At 49.1% G+C, this 17170-nt stretch carries 8 protein-coding genes; all 8 read right to left on the bottom strand.

Features of this window, described 5'->3' with window-relative positions:
* Window positions 1-413, bottom strand: a 413-nt coding sequence (locus B7982_RS06270) for a hypothetical protein (RefSeq protein WP_144065929.1), incomplete at its 3' end; no start/stop codon positions are given.
* A gap of 120 nt (window positions 414-533) precedes the next feature.
* Complete coding sequence (locus tag B7982_RS06275; RefSeq protein WP_088660024.1) at window positions 534-1187, bottom strand: hypothetical protein; 654 nt, start codon at window positions 1185-1187, stop codon at window positions 534-536.
* A gap of 312 nt (window positions 1188-1499) precedes the next feature.
* Window positions 1500-4499 (bottom strand): glycoside hydrolase N-terminal domain-containing protein, encoded by a 3000-nt coding sequence (locus tag B7982_RS06280; RefSeq protein WP_088660025.1) that lies wholly within the window; start codon window positions 4497-4499, stop codon window positions 1500-1502.
* Between the two features lie 441 nt (window positions 4500-4940).
* Entirely contained in the window at window positions 4941-8438 is a 3498-nt protein-coding gene (locus B7982_RS06285) for a glycoside hydrolase family 2 TIM barrel-domain containing protein (protein ID WP_088660026.1), read from the bottom strand.
* A 221-nt stretch (window positions 8439-8659) separates the two neighbouring features.
* Window positions 8660-10726 carry a family 43 glycosylhydrolase gene (locus B7982_RS06290; protein ID WP_088660027.1) on the bottom strand — a complete coding sequence of 689 codons (2067 nt, stop codon included), beginning with the start codon at window positions 10724-10726 and terminating at the stop codon, window positions 8660-8662.
* 18 nt (window positions 10727-10744) lie between these two features.
* Complete coding sequence (locus B7982_RS06295) at window positions 10745-13342, bottom strand: carbohydrate-binding protein (protein ID WP_088660028.1); 2598 nt, start codon at window positions 13340-13342, stop codon at window positions 10745-10747.
* A gap of 192 nt (window positions 13343-13534) precedes the next feature.
* A complete protein-coding gene (locus B7982_RS06300; protein WP_088660029.1) occupies window positions 13535-15430 on the bottom strand; it encodes a carbohydrate-binding protein in 1896 nt (631 codons plus the stop codon).
* Between the two features lie 226 nt (window positions 15431-15656).
* Entirely contained in the window at window positions 15657-17153 is a 1497-nt protein-coding gene (locus B7982_RS06305) for a carbohydrate binding domain-containing protein (protein ID WP_088660030.1), read from the bottom strand.
* Between the last annotated feature and the right edge of the window lie 17 nt (window positions 17154-17170).

Raw genomic sequence — 17170 nt, forward strand, 5'->3', positions numbered from 1 at the left:
CGAACGGTATAGGAATTAATTATTCCAGAAAGGTCGATGTCGTATTTCTTTTCAACGTTGTTGATGTCGATAAGGGAAAAACGCAAATGGTCATCTGATTCCAAAGGCACATTATATTCTTTTGCAGAAAGAACTTTTTTTGAAGTTTCTGTTGTTACAAAATCCAGTTCATAATCAGAAAAACAACGACTACTTAAAGAATCCCTATAATAGCCAGCATCAAAAAAAAGTTTTAAACCGCATTTTTCTTCATACTGACATTTCAGCGTTAATTCAAAATAATATTTATTTGCATGATTTTTTGTCACCCCTTTACACAGGGAACCCTCACCAGGATTACCTCCAGTTGCAGGCATATCACACGCCACAAAACACAAGACTATCGATACAAGCAACAGCCATAATTTTTTCATAAGCTACCTCAACAAAAGTATAGGAAGTGCAGGGAGATAGGTTCCTTTATAAGGGTTCTTTACAAGCGTCCCATCCAGATTTTCATACACATACGATGTTCTAGACACCGTTGCAGATGATTACTTTTTCCAGTATATCTCAGCATGAATGTTTAAGTCATCCATTCCCGAAGGACCTTGTTCAAACCAAGAACAGTCATAACCAAACCATGATCTAAGTGCTTCCTTAGCAGAAAAAGTAAAAAAACTTTCAGGATATACATTTCCATATATTTCTATGTTTCGAGGGGTCGAAATAACTGTAATCCTACACCCCTTCATCACATTTACGTCAACAGAATCGCCACGAACGGTATAGGAATTAATTATTCCAGAAAGGTCGATGTCGTATTTCTTTTCAACGTTGTTGATATCGATAAGGGATATACTTGCGCGTTTATTCGAATCAAGAACCAAATCAACACTAGTGTTTTGATTAAGCTCTGAATGAAAATAATTTTTTCTTACAATTTTTATTTCATTTTCCTGCACAAATTTATACTCAAACCCAGCAACACAACCATAATCATCAGGAACAGCTACAGGTCCAAAAGAAAATTTCACATCACAAATAGAATCAAAAGGACAGATAATCCTAATGAAATTTGTCATTATTCCATGCTCTTTCATTATATAGGAACATTCTCCCTCACCTGGATTTCCTCCGGTTGCAGGCATATCACACGCCACAAAACACAAGACTATCGATACAAGCAACATCCATAATTTTTTCATATATCACCTCAACAGAAGTATGGGAAGTGCAGGGAGATAGGTTCTCGTATGGTTTTCATTTTTGCAAACACCCCATGACTTTTGAGACATTTACTCTTCGCAGATACAATAATATAACTTTTCATGATCATTCATATCATTTATTCTAGAAGATGGTGCGAATTACATGGTTTCAAAACGACATTTGTATGGATTCCCGATCTCGCGGGAATGACGATGGGAAAAAGCCCCGGACTTTTGCAAGTCCAGGGCCTTTGTGAGTGAGGAGGAAAGTGTGTAAGGTGACCCCGCAACAAGTGCGGGGTGACAAGTTTAATGGACAGTGAGTTTCATGGTCTTTTGCATGGAGCCGCTCTTGACGATGGCAAAGTACATGCCGGGTGCGAGAGAAGCGTTCTTGCCAAACTCGGCGAGGCCTTCGCCGTGGCCGCGCTGCGAGCCAATGAACTTGCCGTTCACACCAACAAGATGGACAACGTAATCATTTGCAGGGGCATTCACCATCAGCGCAACGGATGCGTGAGAGTACGGCACGCGACTTACGGAGAGCGAAGCGTTACGCATTTGGGCCTGCGGGAGTGCCGTCGGATCAGACTTCAAATTATACCAGTCTACGTTGCCAAGGTAAGTGTCTTCGCCAGTGTACGTGAACGTGAGCTTTTGCTTGCCCGCCGGGAGCGTAATCTTCGTAGAAGATTCATACCAGTCGTTCCATCCCTTAGACTTTGCGGGGTCCACAGAGAGCGTTCCGAGAATCTTGCCCGTAGAATCCGTGACCGTGATGACACTTTCTTTTTCGGAGCCTGTGGCAACGCGACCCGTCAAGACGTAGCTACCTGCAGCCGGGACATTTATGTAGTACTGCGTCCAGTCACCATCATTGATCCAGCCGATGTTCGGAGTACCAACAGAATCTTCTTCAATTTGCACGCCGTCCATAGCCACATAGTTTTCAGCCTGAATCTTGTCCGAAATTTCGAGCGGTTCGAACGGAGCGTTCGTCACCTTGAGATTGCCATCGAATTCATAGACCTTACCTGGAACGGTCGAAGTCGAGAATTTATTTGTACCAGACACAACATTAAGCGTGCTACCGACGAGAGATTTAATTGCAACATAGGTCAGCTTGCCGCCCTTCCATGCCATGGAATCAATTTCAAAACCGCCACGAGCGCGAATGCCCTTGACAGTTCCGTTTGCCCACTGCGACGGGAGTGCCGGAAGAAGATTAATTCTGTTGTTATGGCTCTGCATGAGCATTTCGTTCACGCCAGAGACAGCACCGAAGTTACCATCAATCTGGAACGGCGGATGTGCATCGAACAAGTTATTGTAAGTCTTGCTCGGCGTGAGAAGCATGCGAATCATTCTGTAAGCATGATCGCCATCGTGCATACGTGCCCAGAAGTTAATCTTCCAAGCGAGAGACCAACCGGTAGCATCATCGCCGCGCTGTTGGAGCGTAACGCCTGCGCCCTTGATCAAGTCCGGAGTTTCTTCCGGAGTAATCTGAGCACTCGGGAAAAGGCCGTACAAGTGAGAAATGTGACGGTTCTTGTTGTTCGGATCATCCCAATCTTGGAGCCATTCCGTAATTTGTCCGTACTTACCCGTCTTTGTCGGTGGGAGGCGCTTGACGGTTGCTTCCATCTTGGCACGGACATCTTCGTCAACGCCGAGAATCTTGGAAGCTTCAATCGTGTAGTTCAAAACGTCGCGGATAATCTGGTTGTCCATCGTTGGACCAAAGCAAACGTTGTATCCACCGTGGTCATTTTCCGGGGAATCGCTCGGAGCGGTGACTAAATACTTGTTGCCCGTAGTCGGTTCTTCGACGAGGCTGTTCACGAAGAAGAGTGCGGCACCCTTCATCGTCGGGTAAACATCCTTGAGGTATTCCTTGTCGGTCGGATTGTAGAGGAAGTGTTCCCAAAGGTGCGTGCTGAGCCAGCCAGCGCCACTCGGCCAAAGTCCCCACGCACCGTCAATCGGAGCAGAACGGTTCCAGAGGTCGGTATTGTGGTGTTCTACCCAACCTTCGTCAACGCCCCAATGCACTTTAGCAGTCTTTTCGCCCTGCGGCACCATGGACTTGATTTTGTCAATGAGCGGCCAAACGCATTCTTCGAGGTTGCCGGATTCTGCCGGCCAATAGTTCATTTCGAGGTTGATGTTCGTGGTGTACTTACTGCCCCAAATCGGGTTCGTGTCCTTGTTCCAGATGCCCTGCAAGTTGGCCGGCTGGCCACCCTTACGGGAGCTTGCGATGAGCAAGTAACGGCCATACTGGTAATGAAGTTCTACGAGAGACGGGTCGTTCGTGGAATTGAAATTCTTGACGCGGGTAGAGGTGATATCGCCTGCGCTCTTGTCCGCCGTACCGAGGTCCAGCTTGACGCGGTTGAAAATCGTCTGGTAATCCTTGAGATGTGCTGCAAGCAAATCTTCATAGGACTTCTTTGCAACCTTCGACATGATTTCGGATGCGATAGCACCCGGATCGCCACTCACATCGTTATAAGACTTGAAGTTTGTAGCGGTCGTGAGGATAAGCGTTGCGCTGTTTGCACCTTCGACATTGATGTTGCCGTTTACGACGCTGACCTTGCCGCCATCGGTAACAACAGTCAAGCGATTCTGAAACTTGATGGAGTTGACCGTGACATCGTAAATGAGCGTGTTGCCGCTGGAGGTCATGCGGTTATTGCGGTGCGGAGTCGTCATCGTTGCACCAAAGCTCACCGAGCCATCCTTGTCCGCAGACAAGTGAACGACAATCACGTGATCGGGATAGCTTGCGAAATATTCACGGGTATGCTTGACGCCGCCCACCGTGTAGGTAGTCTTTGCGATTGCAGTCTTGAGGTCAAGTTCACGGCGGTAATTGGAAGAACCCTTGTGCGAAGTAGAAATCACAAGATCGCCCACCGGCTGGAAACTTGCAGGCCCCGGTCCAATCATGTACTGGCTCACGATGGATTCTGCCGTGCGATAGTCGCCACGCCACAAGGCATCACGGGCATCTTTCAAATGGCTTGCAGCGCCCTGCTTGTTGTTATCGCCAGGGCCGCCCGACCAGACCGTACTTTCGTTAAGGCCGATGTAATCCTTTTCGACACCACCGTAGATGAGGCCACCCATGTAGCCGTTACCAATCGGGAGTGCATTCGTGAATTCGGTACCGGCATCACTATTGTACCAAAGCGTAAGCGGATTGTCCGTTGTCGCGACAGCACTTGAAAAACCTACTGCACAAGCAATTGCTGCAGTACCAAGGATACGACTTGCAAAAGATTTCTTTGTTTTAAACATAGTGTTTTCCTCATAACCAAAACACACTGTTTTCATAGATCCTATCGAGTTCTACGAACTCTCCAGGATGACAGTTTTCCCTTATAAAAAATACCCCTCGGAGAGGGGTTTTCATATAGGTTTAGAATTCTTCTCATTGATTTTTTATCAATAGAAAAGGGTCTCATCGACCAAAAATCTTTTTGAATGCAAAATGTACGTCATGCGGGCGGGGCCCCAGCTCAGAGTTGCGAAGGCCGCACGGGCCCCTCCCTGCACCCTCCCCATCCTTGGCCGACGCGTCCATTCTCTTGACGTTTTATTGTCATCATTAAATTATTTAATAGCCTTTCTCGCTTACACCATCATATAAATCAACTTATCATTTTTCATACAAATAAAAAAGTCATCGCGGGGCGCTGTAGGAAGCCTCGCGATGACAGTTCTTCAATCGATTATTTCTTACTTCTTAACGGTGATGCGGAAGGCTTGGCCACCGTTCTTGGACTTCACGATATACACGCCAGAATTCTTGACGAGCCCAGACGTAATCGCATGGAGGTCTTCGACACCGCGAGTCGTAAACGCACCGACCTTCTTGCCCTGAGCATCAAAGACATTGTAGTTCTTTTCTGCGACAGAGAGGTCACGAATCTTGCCCGGGAGCGCTACAGGAATAATCCCTTCCGTATCAGGATTTGCACCTTCCGTGATATCCTTTTCCGGCTGATTTTCGTAAATCTTGTTGATCTCGTCACGGCCGTATTTTGCAGGCGGAATTTCCTTGTTCCAGCCAAAGTTCGTGAAACCAAGCAGCGAGTATTCTGTCGGATCGTTCAACTGCTTACGAATCGGAGCTATGCGGAACTTGTGAGAGTATTCGCGATTGGCATTCAGGCGATAAGCGTTGAGCGGTTCTGCGCCCCAAGAGTTGATGCCACCGACACCCATTTGGTGCAAGTCCACACGGAGCGTGATATCCTTGTCGCGCTTGAGTTCCCACGGGAGCTTTACATTAGTGAGCTGTTCCGGAGTGTAGTGCTGGGCGCTGAATTCCATGCGCGGGTTACCCACAATCATAAGGCCCTTGCCGGTCTTTTCGTTTGTAAGCGTTGCCCACTTGACATCGGTGCGCTGACCCGTTTCGCCAATTTCCATGTACATGACGGTCATAGAGTCTGCATACGTCGAATAAAGTCCCATGAAGCTACCGCGGTTACGTCCGATGTAGTTTTCATCCGGACCACGACCAAAGTAACGGACCTTTTCGTAACCACCAGGAACAGTGAAGAGCGTACCCACGTTTGGCAAATAGCTCTTGGACCCATCAGGATTGAGCGTGTATTCCACAACGATATCGCCACTGCCGTAAACCGTGTACGTAAGCTTCATGCGGGTGCTGCCGACATCCGGGAAACCGAAATTGAACGTCACCTGCGTTTCGCGAGCGGAAACTTCCTTGACTTCGGAAGTGACAGAGCGGTTGTTGCTTGCCTTGCGCCATTCGCCATGGCCGCGTTCCATGTTGAAGCCCTTGTCGTTATCAATCGGGGCACGCCAGAAGTTCGGACGGCCGCCGTTCTTGATAATCGTATCGCCATCAAGAACGTAGCTTGCAAGCGTACCGGACTTTTCGTCAAACTTAATCTTGAAATCAGAGCCTTCAATCGTGAGACCATTGTTCTTAGTGACCTTGTGAGCCTCCATGGTGCTCACATCAATTTCAGTAGACCAGAGCTGGCCTAAATCAATGCCGAACTGTTCATGACCGATGCTGTAGCCCGCCTTAGCCCAGAGTTCATCTTTTTTGAGGCGGAAATCGATATCCAGGAAGTACTCGGCACCGACTGTCGTTTCAATCTTTGGCATGTCAATCGTTACGGTTTTCTTCTGGTTCGGACCGATGTTCATCTGTGACCCGTCAATCTTACCTTCCTTAATGACCTTGCCGTTTTCCTTAATCTGCCAGAAGGCATCGAGGAAGTCGCCAAGATTCTTGTAGAGGTAGCGGCTTTCAATTTCAATCTTGCCCTTTGCGGCGTCTACGTTATGGACGCGAACTTGACTGTACTGGTACTTGACTTCCCACATTTCCGGCTGGATTTTACGATCGGGGAACACGAGACCGTTAGCGCAGAAGTTGTCGTCGTTCTGCCAGTCGCCCCACATACCGCCAAATTCGAAGTACGGAGTTCCCTTGTGGCGCAGGCCCTGGTCAATGAAGTCCCAAATGAAGCCACCGAAAGAGCGCGGGTTACCGTAGAAGGCGTCCATGTATTCCTGCAAATCACCCACAGAGTTACCCATTGCGTGCTCGTATTCGCACAACATAATCGGCTTGTTGGCATCCCTATAATTTTGAATTGCATCCGGACCAAAGTACATCCAGCTGTTCACATCGGCATTGTTCCAGTCGCCTTCGTAATGCACAAAGCGCGTAGAGTCGATTTCATGAGCACGCTGACGTTCCGAGGCGAACACGTTACCGTTACCGGCTTCGTTACCGAGAGACCAAAGAATAATGGACGGATGGTTTTTATCACGCTGCACCATGGAATTCATGCGGTCCACAGCCGGAGCGCGCCAATCATCGCTATTCTTCGGGAGGTCATTGTTTGCACCGTGACTTTCGACGTTCGCTTCGTCAATCACGTAAATACCGTACTTGTCGCAGAGATCGTACATCACCGGATTGTTCGGATAGTGAGACATACGGAGCGCGTTGATGTTGAAGCGCTTCATGAGGATAATGTCTTTTTCCATACGATCGTAAGTCACAGCACGGCCGTTATCCGGATCAAGTTCGTGACGGTCCACACCATGGAACTTCACAGGCATGCCGTTTACGTACAAACGCGGAGCACCATTGTCTTTCTTGATTTCAATCTTGCGGAAGCCAATCTTGTTACTTTCAACCTGGAGAATCTTGCCGTCAGCATCCTTGAACGTGAGCACTGCGGTATAGAGGTCCGGCGTTTCAGCAGACCAACGCTTCGGAGAAGAATACGGAATTTCGAAGTGGACGCTCTTTTCGGCTCCATTCGGACCAATGCCGGAAACCTTCTGGGAAGTCGGCTTAATCACTTCGGCACCGGAAGCATCGTACAAAGAAAGTTCCACGGTGTAATCACCAGACTGCTTGCCCGTAGAATTGTAAATCCAAGCGGTCGTCTTTAAGAGACCATCCTTGTAGTTGTTCGTAAGAGTAGCATCAATCTGGAAGTCCTGAATATGGACCTGCGGCACAGCGTAGATATACACATCGCGCATAATACCGGAAAGACGGATAAAGTCCTGGTCTTCGAGCCAAGAACCGTCGCACCAGCGGAACACCTGCACGGAGATGTTGTTTTCGCCCTTGCGGAGGTACTTATTGATATCGAATTCATGACCCGTGAAAGTATCTTCACTGTAGCCGACATAATTGCCGTTCACCCATACATAGTAAGCGGATTCAACACCTTCAAAGTGCAAACGGATGCGCTTGCCGTCCCAAGTTTCGGGAACCGTGAACGTACGGCGATAATGACCGACCGGGTTAAAATCCGTCGGAGCATACGGTGCAGAAACGCGGTTGTTCTGGGACCACGGATAAATAACGTTGGTATAAATCGGATGGTCATAGCCTAAAAGCTGCCAAGAACTCGGAACCTTGATTTTATCCCACTTGGATACATCATAGTTGTCCTTGTAGAAATCATTGTTACGCTGGCTAGGCTTATCGACATGGTAAAATCTCCATTCGCCCGAAAGCGTCTGGTACCATTCCGAAGCGTGACGGTCGCCCTTCACAGCTTCTTCGACTGTCGTATATGGCATCGAAGTCACGTGCGGGTTCAACCTATTCACACCAAAAATTCTTGGCTTGCCATTCCATTCATCGTTGGGCTGGGCAAACAAAGATACTGCGGACAATAGTCCAGCAGACAAAACCAAAGACAAACTAGAACCAAAGTTCATAAGTCCTCCCTTATCATATTCCTAATTCAAAAATACCCCCAAAAACGAAATTTTTTTCACCTCTAAAACAAGGTTCTGTGGACATTTTATCAAAGGTCGAACGCGCAGGAAAGTTTTTATTTATTGCGATTTGGAATGTTCTAATTCGAGATGTCAGGACTTTTTATGACAAAAAAATGGCGGCCCGGAGGTCGCCATTCTGAAATTTTACTAGTTCCGTTTTACTTCACGAGGACGCGGAAGGTCTTGGACTGGCCTACGCTGCGGACCATGTACACACCCGGCACAAAGCCTGCGGCGCGGATGGACTTGGCTACGCTCTGACCGTTCACTTCAACATTGCCGAGGAACTTGCCGGTCATGCCAAAGACTGCGTAAATCTTTTCAGGAATCTGGAGTTCCACGCGAGATTTCGGGAGAGCAATCGAGCTTTCTTCGCAATCAAAGCCCATGCAGAATTTGAACCAGTCCACGTTCACGAAGTTCCCGACAATTTGCATTCTGAGTACATGTTCGCCCTTCGGGATTTCCTTGGTCTTTGCTTCAACCGTAGAATAATGATCCCAATCTTCGCCCTTTTCGGCCTTGATGACATCGGTAATTTCCTTGTCATCAATGAAGAACTGGACGCCGACATCATCAGATGCCGTAGCCATGTTCAAACGAACCGTGTATTCAGACGCAATCTGGTTATCGATAGTGTATTCCACCCATTCGCCATCCTCGGTGTAACCGAGAGCGAAGCCCTTAGACTTGTCCGCAGAGTCAATTTGCACGATGTCCACTTCATCTTCGCGATAGGCGCCGCCCTTGTTTTCGCGGTCGTTATCGTAGAAGGCCTTGTTGTGACCACCGACATCGTAATCTTCCGCTTCAATCTTGCCCGGGATTGCAGATGCGACTTCCTTGAACGGAGTCTGCGGAATAGCAGTCTTTTCGCTTTCCATGTACCAATAGTCGAAATCGAAACCACCCTGCTTGACGACGAAGAACAAGTCTTCAACGCCTGCAGCATCCTTCAAGTCGAAGGTGTTTTCTTGCCAGCTAGAACTTGCCGGAATATTCATCGTTGCAAGTGTTGCTCCAGTTTCGGACTTAGCGTGGAGTTCAATCTTACCGCCATTACCTCTCGTGCATACAATGATGCGGTCTGCGCCATCACCCATGTCCACAGAGCGAACCTTTGTATAGAAGTTCGAGCCCATGTTGGTGAGGTAGACGTTATCGCCCTGCTTTGCCACATGCTTGATGATGGTATATCCACCGCTCTTATCGACATTGATGCCACCGACCCAAGACTTCGTTTCGGCTTCAACGCGAGTGAATGGGTCAAGGTTCTTAATCGGCTTCTTGACGCCATCATTCGTAGACTTGATGGTCGGAATCGAACCGTCAGCATTCCAGGTAAATTCTTCAACCGCAGTAGAACGGCTATAGCCACCGCCACTCACGTTCTTCTGGTTGTGATAGAAGAAGAAGCTACGGCCCTTGAAGTCAATGAGACCGGAGTGGTTTGTGAACGCAGTCCCGTTGCCCTGATCCATGATGACGCCGCCCCACTTCCACGGTCCCGTCGGAGAATCACTTGTCGAATATGAAATCTTTTCGGGCACGCCATGGGAAGCGTAAATCATGTAATATTTTTTGTCGCGCTTGTGAATCCACGGACCTTCAGTGTAAACGGAGTTGCCGCTCGGAGAGAATCCGCGACTCATGTCCGTCACCTTGATGTCGCCATCGAACTCAATCATGTTTTCTTTGAGCTTGGCGTAATAGAGTTTCGGGTTGCCCCAGTAGAGCCATGCCTGGCCATCGTCATCAATCCAAACGGTCGGGTCAATGTAATCCCAGTTCGGGCCTGCGAGATGCTGTCCATTGCGCGCATCCTTGAACGGTCCTTCGGGCTTGTCTGCCACGGCAACGTTGATAGCGCGGCCACCGCGAGTCGATTCTACAGTCACGTAGTAGTAATACTTGCCATTGCGACGAACAACTTGAGCAGCCCAGTCACCGTTTTTCTTGGCATTGCCACCAAAGTTTTCATTCGTGAGGATGAGTTCGCCCATATCGGTCCAGTTCACCATATCGGTGGTGCAAGAGACGCGCCAACCGTGCATGGTAAAGAAGGAACCGCCTTCGTCGTTTCCCGTGTACACGCAAACGGTATCACCAAACACGACCGGAGCCGGGTCCGGCGAATAGTACGTCTGGATAATCGGATTTTCAGCAAGCGCATTGGACGCAAAACCAAGTCCAAACGCGAGCAAGAGTTTATTTGTAAGTTTCATAGTCATCCCACTCCAAAATTATTTTACCTGAATCATTTTGCCAAATGCCTTGTTCACGCTCTGGACAAAGTAGACACCAGACTTGAAGTTCTTTGCATGCATAGCCTGCATTACAGAGCTCGTTGTCGGCATGCCCATCACGCGGATGACGCCCATGTGCTGGCCACGGATATCAAACACGTTCAGCGTAGAGCTGCGGGAGATATCCATGTTCAAACCGTAACGGACGCTCGGCTTGATGGAGATGATTTCATCTGCGGACTTACCGAACTTGATCCAGTCAATGTTCAGGTAAGCGCCCGTGATGGCCACGCGAAGCACATGTTCACCAGCTTCAAGAGCGGTCGTCTTGCCTTCAACCGTGCCATAAGTATTCCAGTCTTCGCCCTTCGGGGCAACAATCGTATCGCTAATCGCCTTGCCATCCATGAAGAGCTGGAAGCTAGAGCCTTCGAGACCAGAAGCCACGTTTGCAAGGAACACGTATTCACCAGCTGTGACATTCACGGTGTATTCCATCCATTCACCAGCCTGCGTGTAACCCACAGCATAGCCCTTAGTCTTGTCGGTAGAATCAATCTGAGTGATGTCCACGCCATCTTCGCGGTAGGCGCCGCCTTCGTTCACAAAGTCCTTGTCGTTGAAGGAAACGCTCTGGCCACCTTCATCGTAGTTTTCCATTTCGATGGTGCCCGGGATTGTCATGTTTTCGACAAACGGAGCCTGCGGAACCACATTGGAGAAGTCCGGAAGCGGGATGGTGTTGATGCGGTCACCGATGTTTTTGAATTCGCCCTGAAGGCCCGCAGCTTCGGCAACAGAAGCGATGTAGCCACCGTTGTTCTTTTCGGTAAACTGACCCGGAGCGTTACGGCCAACGCCGCTCGGAGCGTTCTTGTAAGAGTTGTTTTCGACAGCAAAGCCACTAGAGCCTTCGTCAAGATAAATCGGCAAAATCCAGTAATCCGACCACTTGGACTGGGACATATCATGGATGTAGTTTTCCTTGATTTCGCTACCCGTGCCCTGGTTGCTCAATGTATAAATCGGACCGGAGTCGCAAAGCAAACGGGCAATGTGGTGGATGTTGTTCTTATTAATTTTGTTGTTCGTCATGGCTGTTTCGCTCTTGGTCCAGCCATAACCCACAGAGATACCGGAATAGTTTGTATAGGACACTTCGTTATTTTCGATGACGACATAACGCGGATACCCGGCGGCAATGCCCACAGCGCCCTGATGTTCATTCGTCACGTTTGTCACGAGGTTGTAACGGATTGTATCGCGGGTACTGATTTCGTCCTTGTCCTTCGGATTGTACGGGATGTGAATTTCGGTCGTGGAGTCTTGAGAGAACTTGCCGAGCATAATGCCGCAGCCGCCGATTTCATAGAATACGTTGCCTTCAATCACGTCATCATTTGTACCAGAGACAAAGTCAAGACCAGTTGCAGCCATCTGCGTGAACGTGCAATTCTTGATTTTGAAATGGTGCGCATTTTCGACGCGGAAACCAGCATCCGGACGCCAGAGGAGGAACTTATTGCTGCCGAGGCGGCCATTTTCCGGGAGCACGTCAATGTTGAACATACTTGCCTGCAAATCCAGGAAGCCTTCTTCGCTCGGACGCAAGAAATTGGAGTTTGCAAAGGTTATGCCTTCAAAAGACATGTAACCAACTTTGTTCTTAGTATCCTTACCGAGGATGCTGAAGAGCGTATTGACGCGCGGAACGACAACATTTGCGGTCGCCATGTTTTCGCCTGCGCGGGCCTTGTAATAAAGCGTACCAGTCGATTCGTCCAAGTACCATTCGCCCGGCTGATCGATAAATTCGTAAGCATTTTCAAGGTAGTAAACTTGCTGCTTCGGCGGATTGCTCATGAAAGCCGTGCCAAGCATCGGGTATTTGCGCTTAAAGAGCTTTGTTCTTTCAGGGTCGCGCGGTTCAAGCTTTGTGACATTGCCGTTCTTTGTAGCCGATTCAAGGCGCAAAATGCTTTCGGCCCAGGCAATCATCAAGTGGATTTCAACTTTGTTCAAATTCTTCCAGTTGGCTTCGCCAATATCGCTGTTGTTGACGAGGAAGGCGCTGCCGGCAGAGTCCACTTTGTTCAAGCGGAAGAAGTTATGGTCGCCGTTATCGAGCAAATTCGGCATACGCGCGCGAATTGCCTTTTTGCCGTTCACGTACATCTGGCGGAAACGGGCATCGACACCTTCGACCTTCCAGATGTTGTTCTTTTCATCGTGAATCGTCCAGCCAGACATCGGGATACCGCCCGTAATAAGCGGAGTTTCGTTCGGATAGGCTTTATAGCGGACGTAGAAACCATCCTTACCGCCATCAGCCTCAGTAAAATTGACCGTAGACGAAAGCTGGTAGGTACCGCCACGGAGAATGACCGAAATATCGCCCGTCATGGTGCCGTTGATGGCGCGCACAGCCTTTTGTGCCTGCGTAATGGTCTTGAACGGGGCCTCTTCGGTACCCTTGTTGGAATCGCTACCATTGGGAGCGACATAGAATGTAGCCTGATCAGCGGCTGTAGCAACAGTTGCACCAAGGAAGAGTGCCGAGACTGCGATAAAATGGCCAATTTTTTGGAAGCTCATACCTAACCTCACTTTTTAAACCAAACATATTACGCCCTAACAACACTCTAAAATTATTCTCGAAAAGCTTATTTTTTTATGGTTTTGAGGAAGATATTGTGGACTGTTTATCCATAGCTGTTCCTATTCGGAATTACACAAAATGCCTCGCGGAAGCGCGAGGCATTTTGAATGTGTTTGTGAGGAGAAATTTTACTTAGCGACTTTCACACGCTGGATTTGGCTACCCTTGACAGAGCGCACCATGTACGTGCCACGTGCATACCCAGCGTTCTTGAGCGCCTGCGGCATGCTAGCGCCATTCAAGTCCACGCGGCCGAGGTGCTTACCCGTTGCGCTGAACACGTTGTAGGAATTTTCGGATTCAAACGACGTGAGACGAACCTTTGCAAGCCCCACCGTTCCATCGGTAAACTCAATCCAGTCAATGTCCATCCAGTCGCCGGTTACAGTAAAGCGGAGAATGTGTTCGCCTTCGGTCAGGCTCACCTTCGCTTCAACCGTGTTGTAGTCATCGTAATTATCTTCGCCTTCGCTTGCAGCAGGTACCGCAATTTCTTCGGTAATGTCCTTTCCATCCATGGAGAGCTTGAAGCTCGAGGTGCTATTAGCAGAAGCCACAGAAGCGCTCATTGTGTAAGTACCCGTCTTGGCAACGTTCACGGTGTATTCAAGCCATTCGCCTGCCTGGTTGTAGCCAACAATGACACCGGTAGCCTTCTTGTAAAGGTCCACGCCAGTACCCGGGCGGTAATCGGAATCGCCGTGATTTTCTGTATCGCTTTCGTTGTAAGTGGTGTTGCCCTGACCCACGCCGTTCACATCGAAATCTTCCACTTCGATCTTACCCGGAATGTCAAGAGGCTTGCCCTTGAACGGTTCGCGCGGAACTGGCTTTAAAACCAAGCGGAGCAGTGCAGAACCATGAGCCGGGAGTTCAATAGAAACACTAGAGACCGGTCCCAAATCCTTCTTTTTCCAGGCATCGCGGACTTCTACTTCGCCTTCTACGCCAATGTCTTTAAAGTTGCATTCGACGGTCTGGGTAGAATTGTTGTTATTGAGAAGCGCCACGGCGATATCGCCATTTTTCAAAGGCTTGGTCCAAACCTGCTTGCCATTCTTGTCAGAAATGCGGTGGCCCTGAACGCCCAAGGAGTCCTGGTTAATGGCAATCATGTCCTTGTTCAGGTAGAGTTCCTTAGTCTCGTTGCTCATGTTGCGCACATCGGAACTGATCATGATGGGAGCAGCCATGATGGACCACATCGTCATCTGGGAGCGCTGTTCCTCGTAAGAGAGGCCTCTGTTACCTACTTCGAGCATGTCCGGGTCATTCCAGTGACCGGGCTTTGCAATCTGCCAATACTTGTTGTTCGCATCGATAATTTCGTAGACGCCGCGGTACCACGAAGTCGAAATCCATTCGGGACCAATGTCGAAAGTGGTGCGCCAGAGGTTAGCAATTTTCGGCATCCAGTCCTTGTATTCCCACATGCAAATGCTGAACACGATGTCGCGTCCGGAATTGCGGAGAGCGTTGGACATTGCAGTGTAATCTTTTTCCTGCGTTCTCGGATCCGAGTCGCAGTTATCGTACTTCCAGTAGTCAACGCCCCATTCAGCGAGTTTCTTGGCATCCTGTTCTTCGTGGCCATTGGAACCACTTTCGCTTTGCCAGTTGCTATTGTAATGGTGGCAGGTGCGTTTGCCACGGTCGCCGTAAAGGCCGAACTTCAGGCCCTTCTTATGCACGTAATCAGCGATGGCCTTCATGCCACTGGGGAAAGTCTTCGGGTTGTTCTGGAGGTTGCCCTGGGCATCGCGCTTGGTGTCCATCCAGTTATCGTCCAGATTAAGGAACACATAGCCCGCGTCTCTCAAACCGGATTCGACCATCGCGTCGGCAATTTCCTGAATCTGCTTTTCGTTGATGTTTTCGTGGAACACGTTCCAGCTGTTCCAACCCAGCGGCGGCGTAAGCACCAAAGTGTCAGCACTAGCAAAAGCCTGCGATGCCAATCCCGCCAAAGTCAAAGTTGCTAACACTCCAAGCTTGCAACCATTTTTCTTGTTCAAACCAAACATAAGCACTCCTATATCCTAAGTATTAATCATCCCCAAACTAAAAATACCCCCTAAAAAACAAAAAAATTAAAGGAATTACACATGTTCCTTTGACATTTTATCCACGATGGATAATTAGTTATTATTTATTAGTCAAGAGTCATTGGTTTTTAGTGGATAGTTATTGAGAGATGTAAAAAAAGAGCGTCCCCGAAGCCAGGGAGCGCTCTTGGTGAGAGAGAGTTTTTTAACGGTCAACGGGCATCATGAACGAGCGTGTTTTGCAGCGCAAGATGTAGACGCCCTTGCCAAAGCCAGCATTTTTCATCGTTTTTTGCATGTTCGGCACGTCGTTTTCGATGATTTCGACAAATCCGAGACGCTTGCCCGCAAGGTTATAGACACCGAACTTGCCGCTTGCCGTTTGGAGGCGGAGAGATGGCGCAAGTGCAATTGTTCCCGGGTCCGGTTCCGCAATTTTCTTGAGCGTGACATTATCAAGCGTGAGCGTGCCTGTCGAGGCGCCCGCATTGAAGCTCAAGCGGGAATCCTTGTCGGTGGCGGCGGTCATCTGGAACTGGAAAGAATACTTCTTGGATTCCTTGCCGATTTCAAAATTCTTCTTTTCGGTGAGGTAGCTTGCCCACGGATCCGTGTGCTGTTCCACGTTTACTTCGAGCGTGCGGGAGGCGCCAGCGCTAGCTTCGAAGCTCACTTCGTACCACTGTCCTTTTTCAAGATGCAAGTCGTGCTGGATGAGCTGCACCTGGTAATTTTCCGTGCCGATGGCAGAAATGTCAAGCTGATACTTGCCATTTTTCACGTCACCTGTAGCAGCAGCGCTACCGTGAGTCTGCAAAGTCCAGGCCACGTCGGTCGAATCGAAGCCGCCGTTGAAAATGCTGTCGCGGTCGGTCGGCACCTGAATTGGCGGCGGAAGCGAAGAGCCGTCCAGCGAATAATTCTTGACAAAATTCCAGATTTCAACGCTCGTGTTGACACTGACCGCCTCGTCCATGGAATACCAGTGGCCCTTGCCTGCAATGGTGAGCAAGCGGACTTCGACGTTATCCTTGCAGCCGCTCCAGACTTCAAGAGAGGCGGCAGAGCCCGGCTTGCTTGATGGATACGGCTTTGTGACCTTGGAACTTGAAGAGCATTTTTGCGCAGAGACCCAGCCCTTGAGGGTATTCACGGTGCTGTTGTAATTCACCACGTCATCGGAAGTGCCGTGCGTATGCATAATCGGCATCGCGCGCTTGGGAGAGTTCACGCCACCGCCACCAGAAACCGGGGCAATGGCTGCAATCATATCGCCCATCTTGTTTGCCGCATGGTAGCTCATCATGCCACCCATCGAGAATCCCGAAACATACACGCGATTTTTGTCAATGCCGTACTTGTTGTACATTTCGTTGATAATCGCCTTGAGGAAATTGATGTCCTTGTCGCCACCGATGTCCCAGGCCTTGTTTTGACCATTCGGGAACACGACCACAAATCGTGCAGTATCGGCAATCGGCTCCCACTTGGCAGCGTTCTGCTGATACGGGGCATCCTGATTCATGCCGTGCATCTGGATGATGAGCGGGCGATTTTTTTCGATGTTTCTCGGCGCATACACGTTCATGGTACGGTTCGTGCCGTTCACATTAATGTTGTCTGCAAATGAAAAGGTCGCGAAGCCAGCCAAGGCGGCAACCGTCAAGGCGCAGTGCGCCTTCTTAAAAATTTTACCAAACATACCTCTTACTCCTTGAG

This window comes from Fibrobacter sp. UWB2, from assembly GCF_002210425.1.
GTDB lineage: Bacteria > Fibrobacterota > Fibrobacteria > Fibrobacterales > Fibrobacteraceae > Fibrobacter > Fibrobacter elongatus.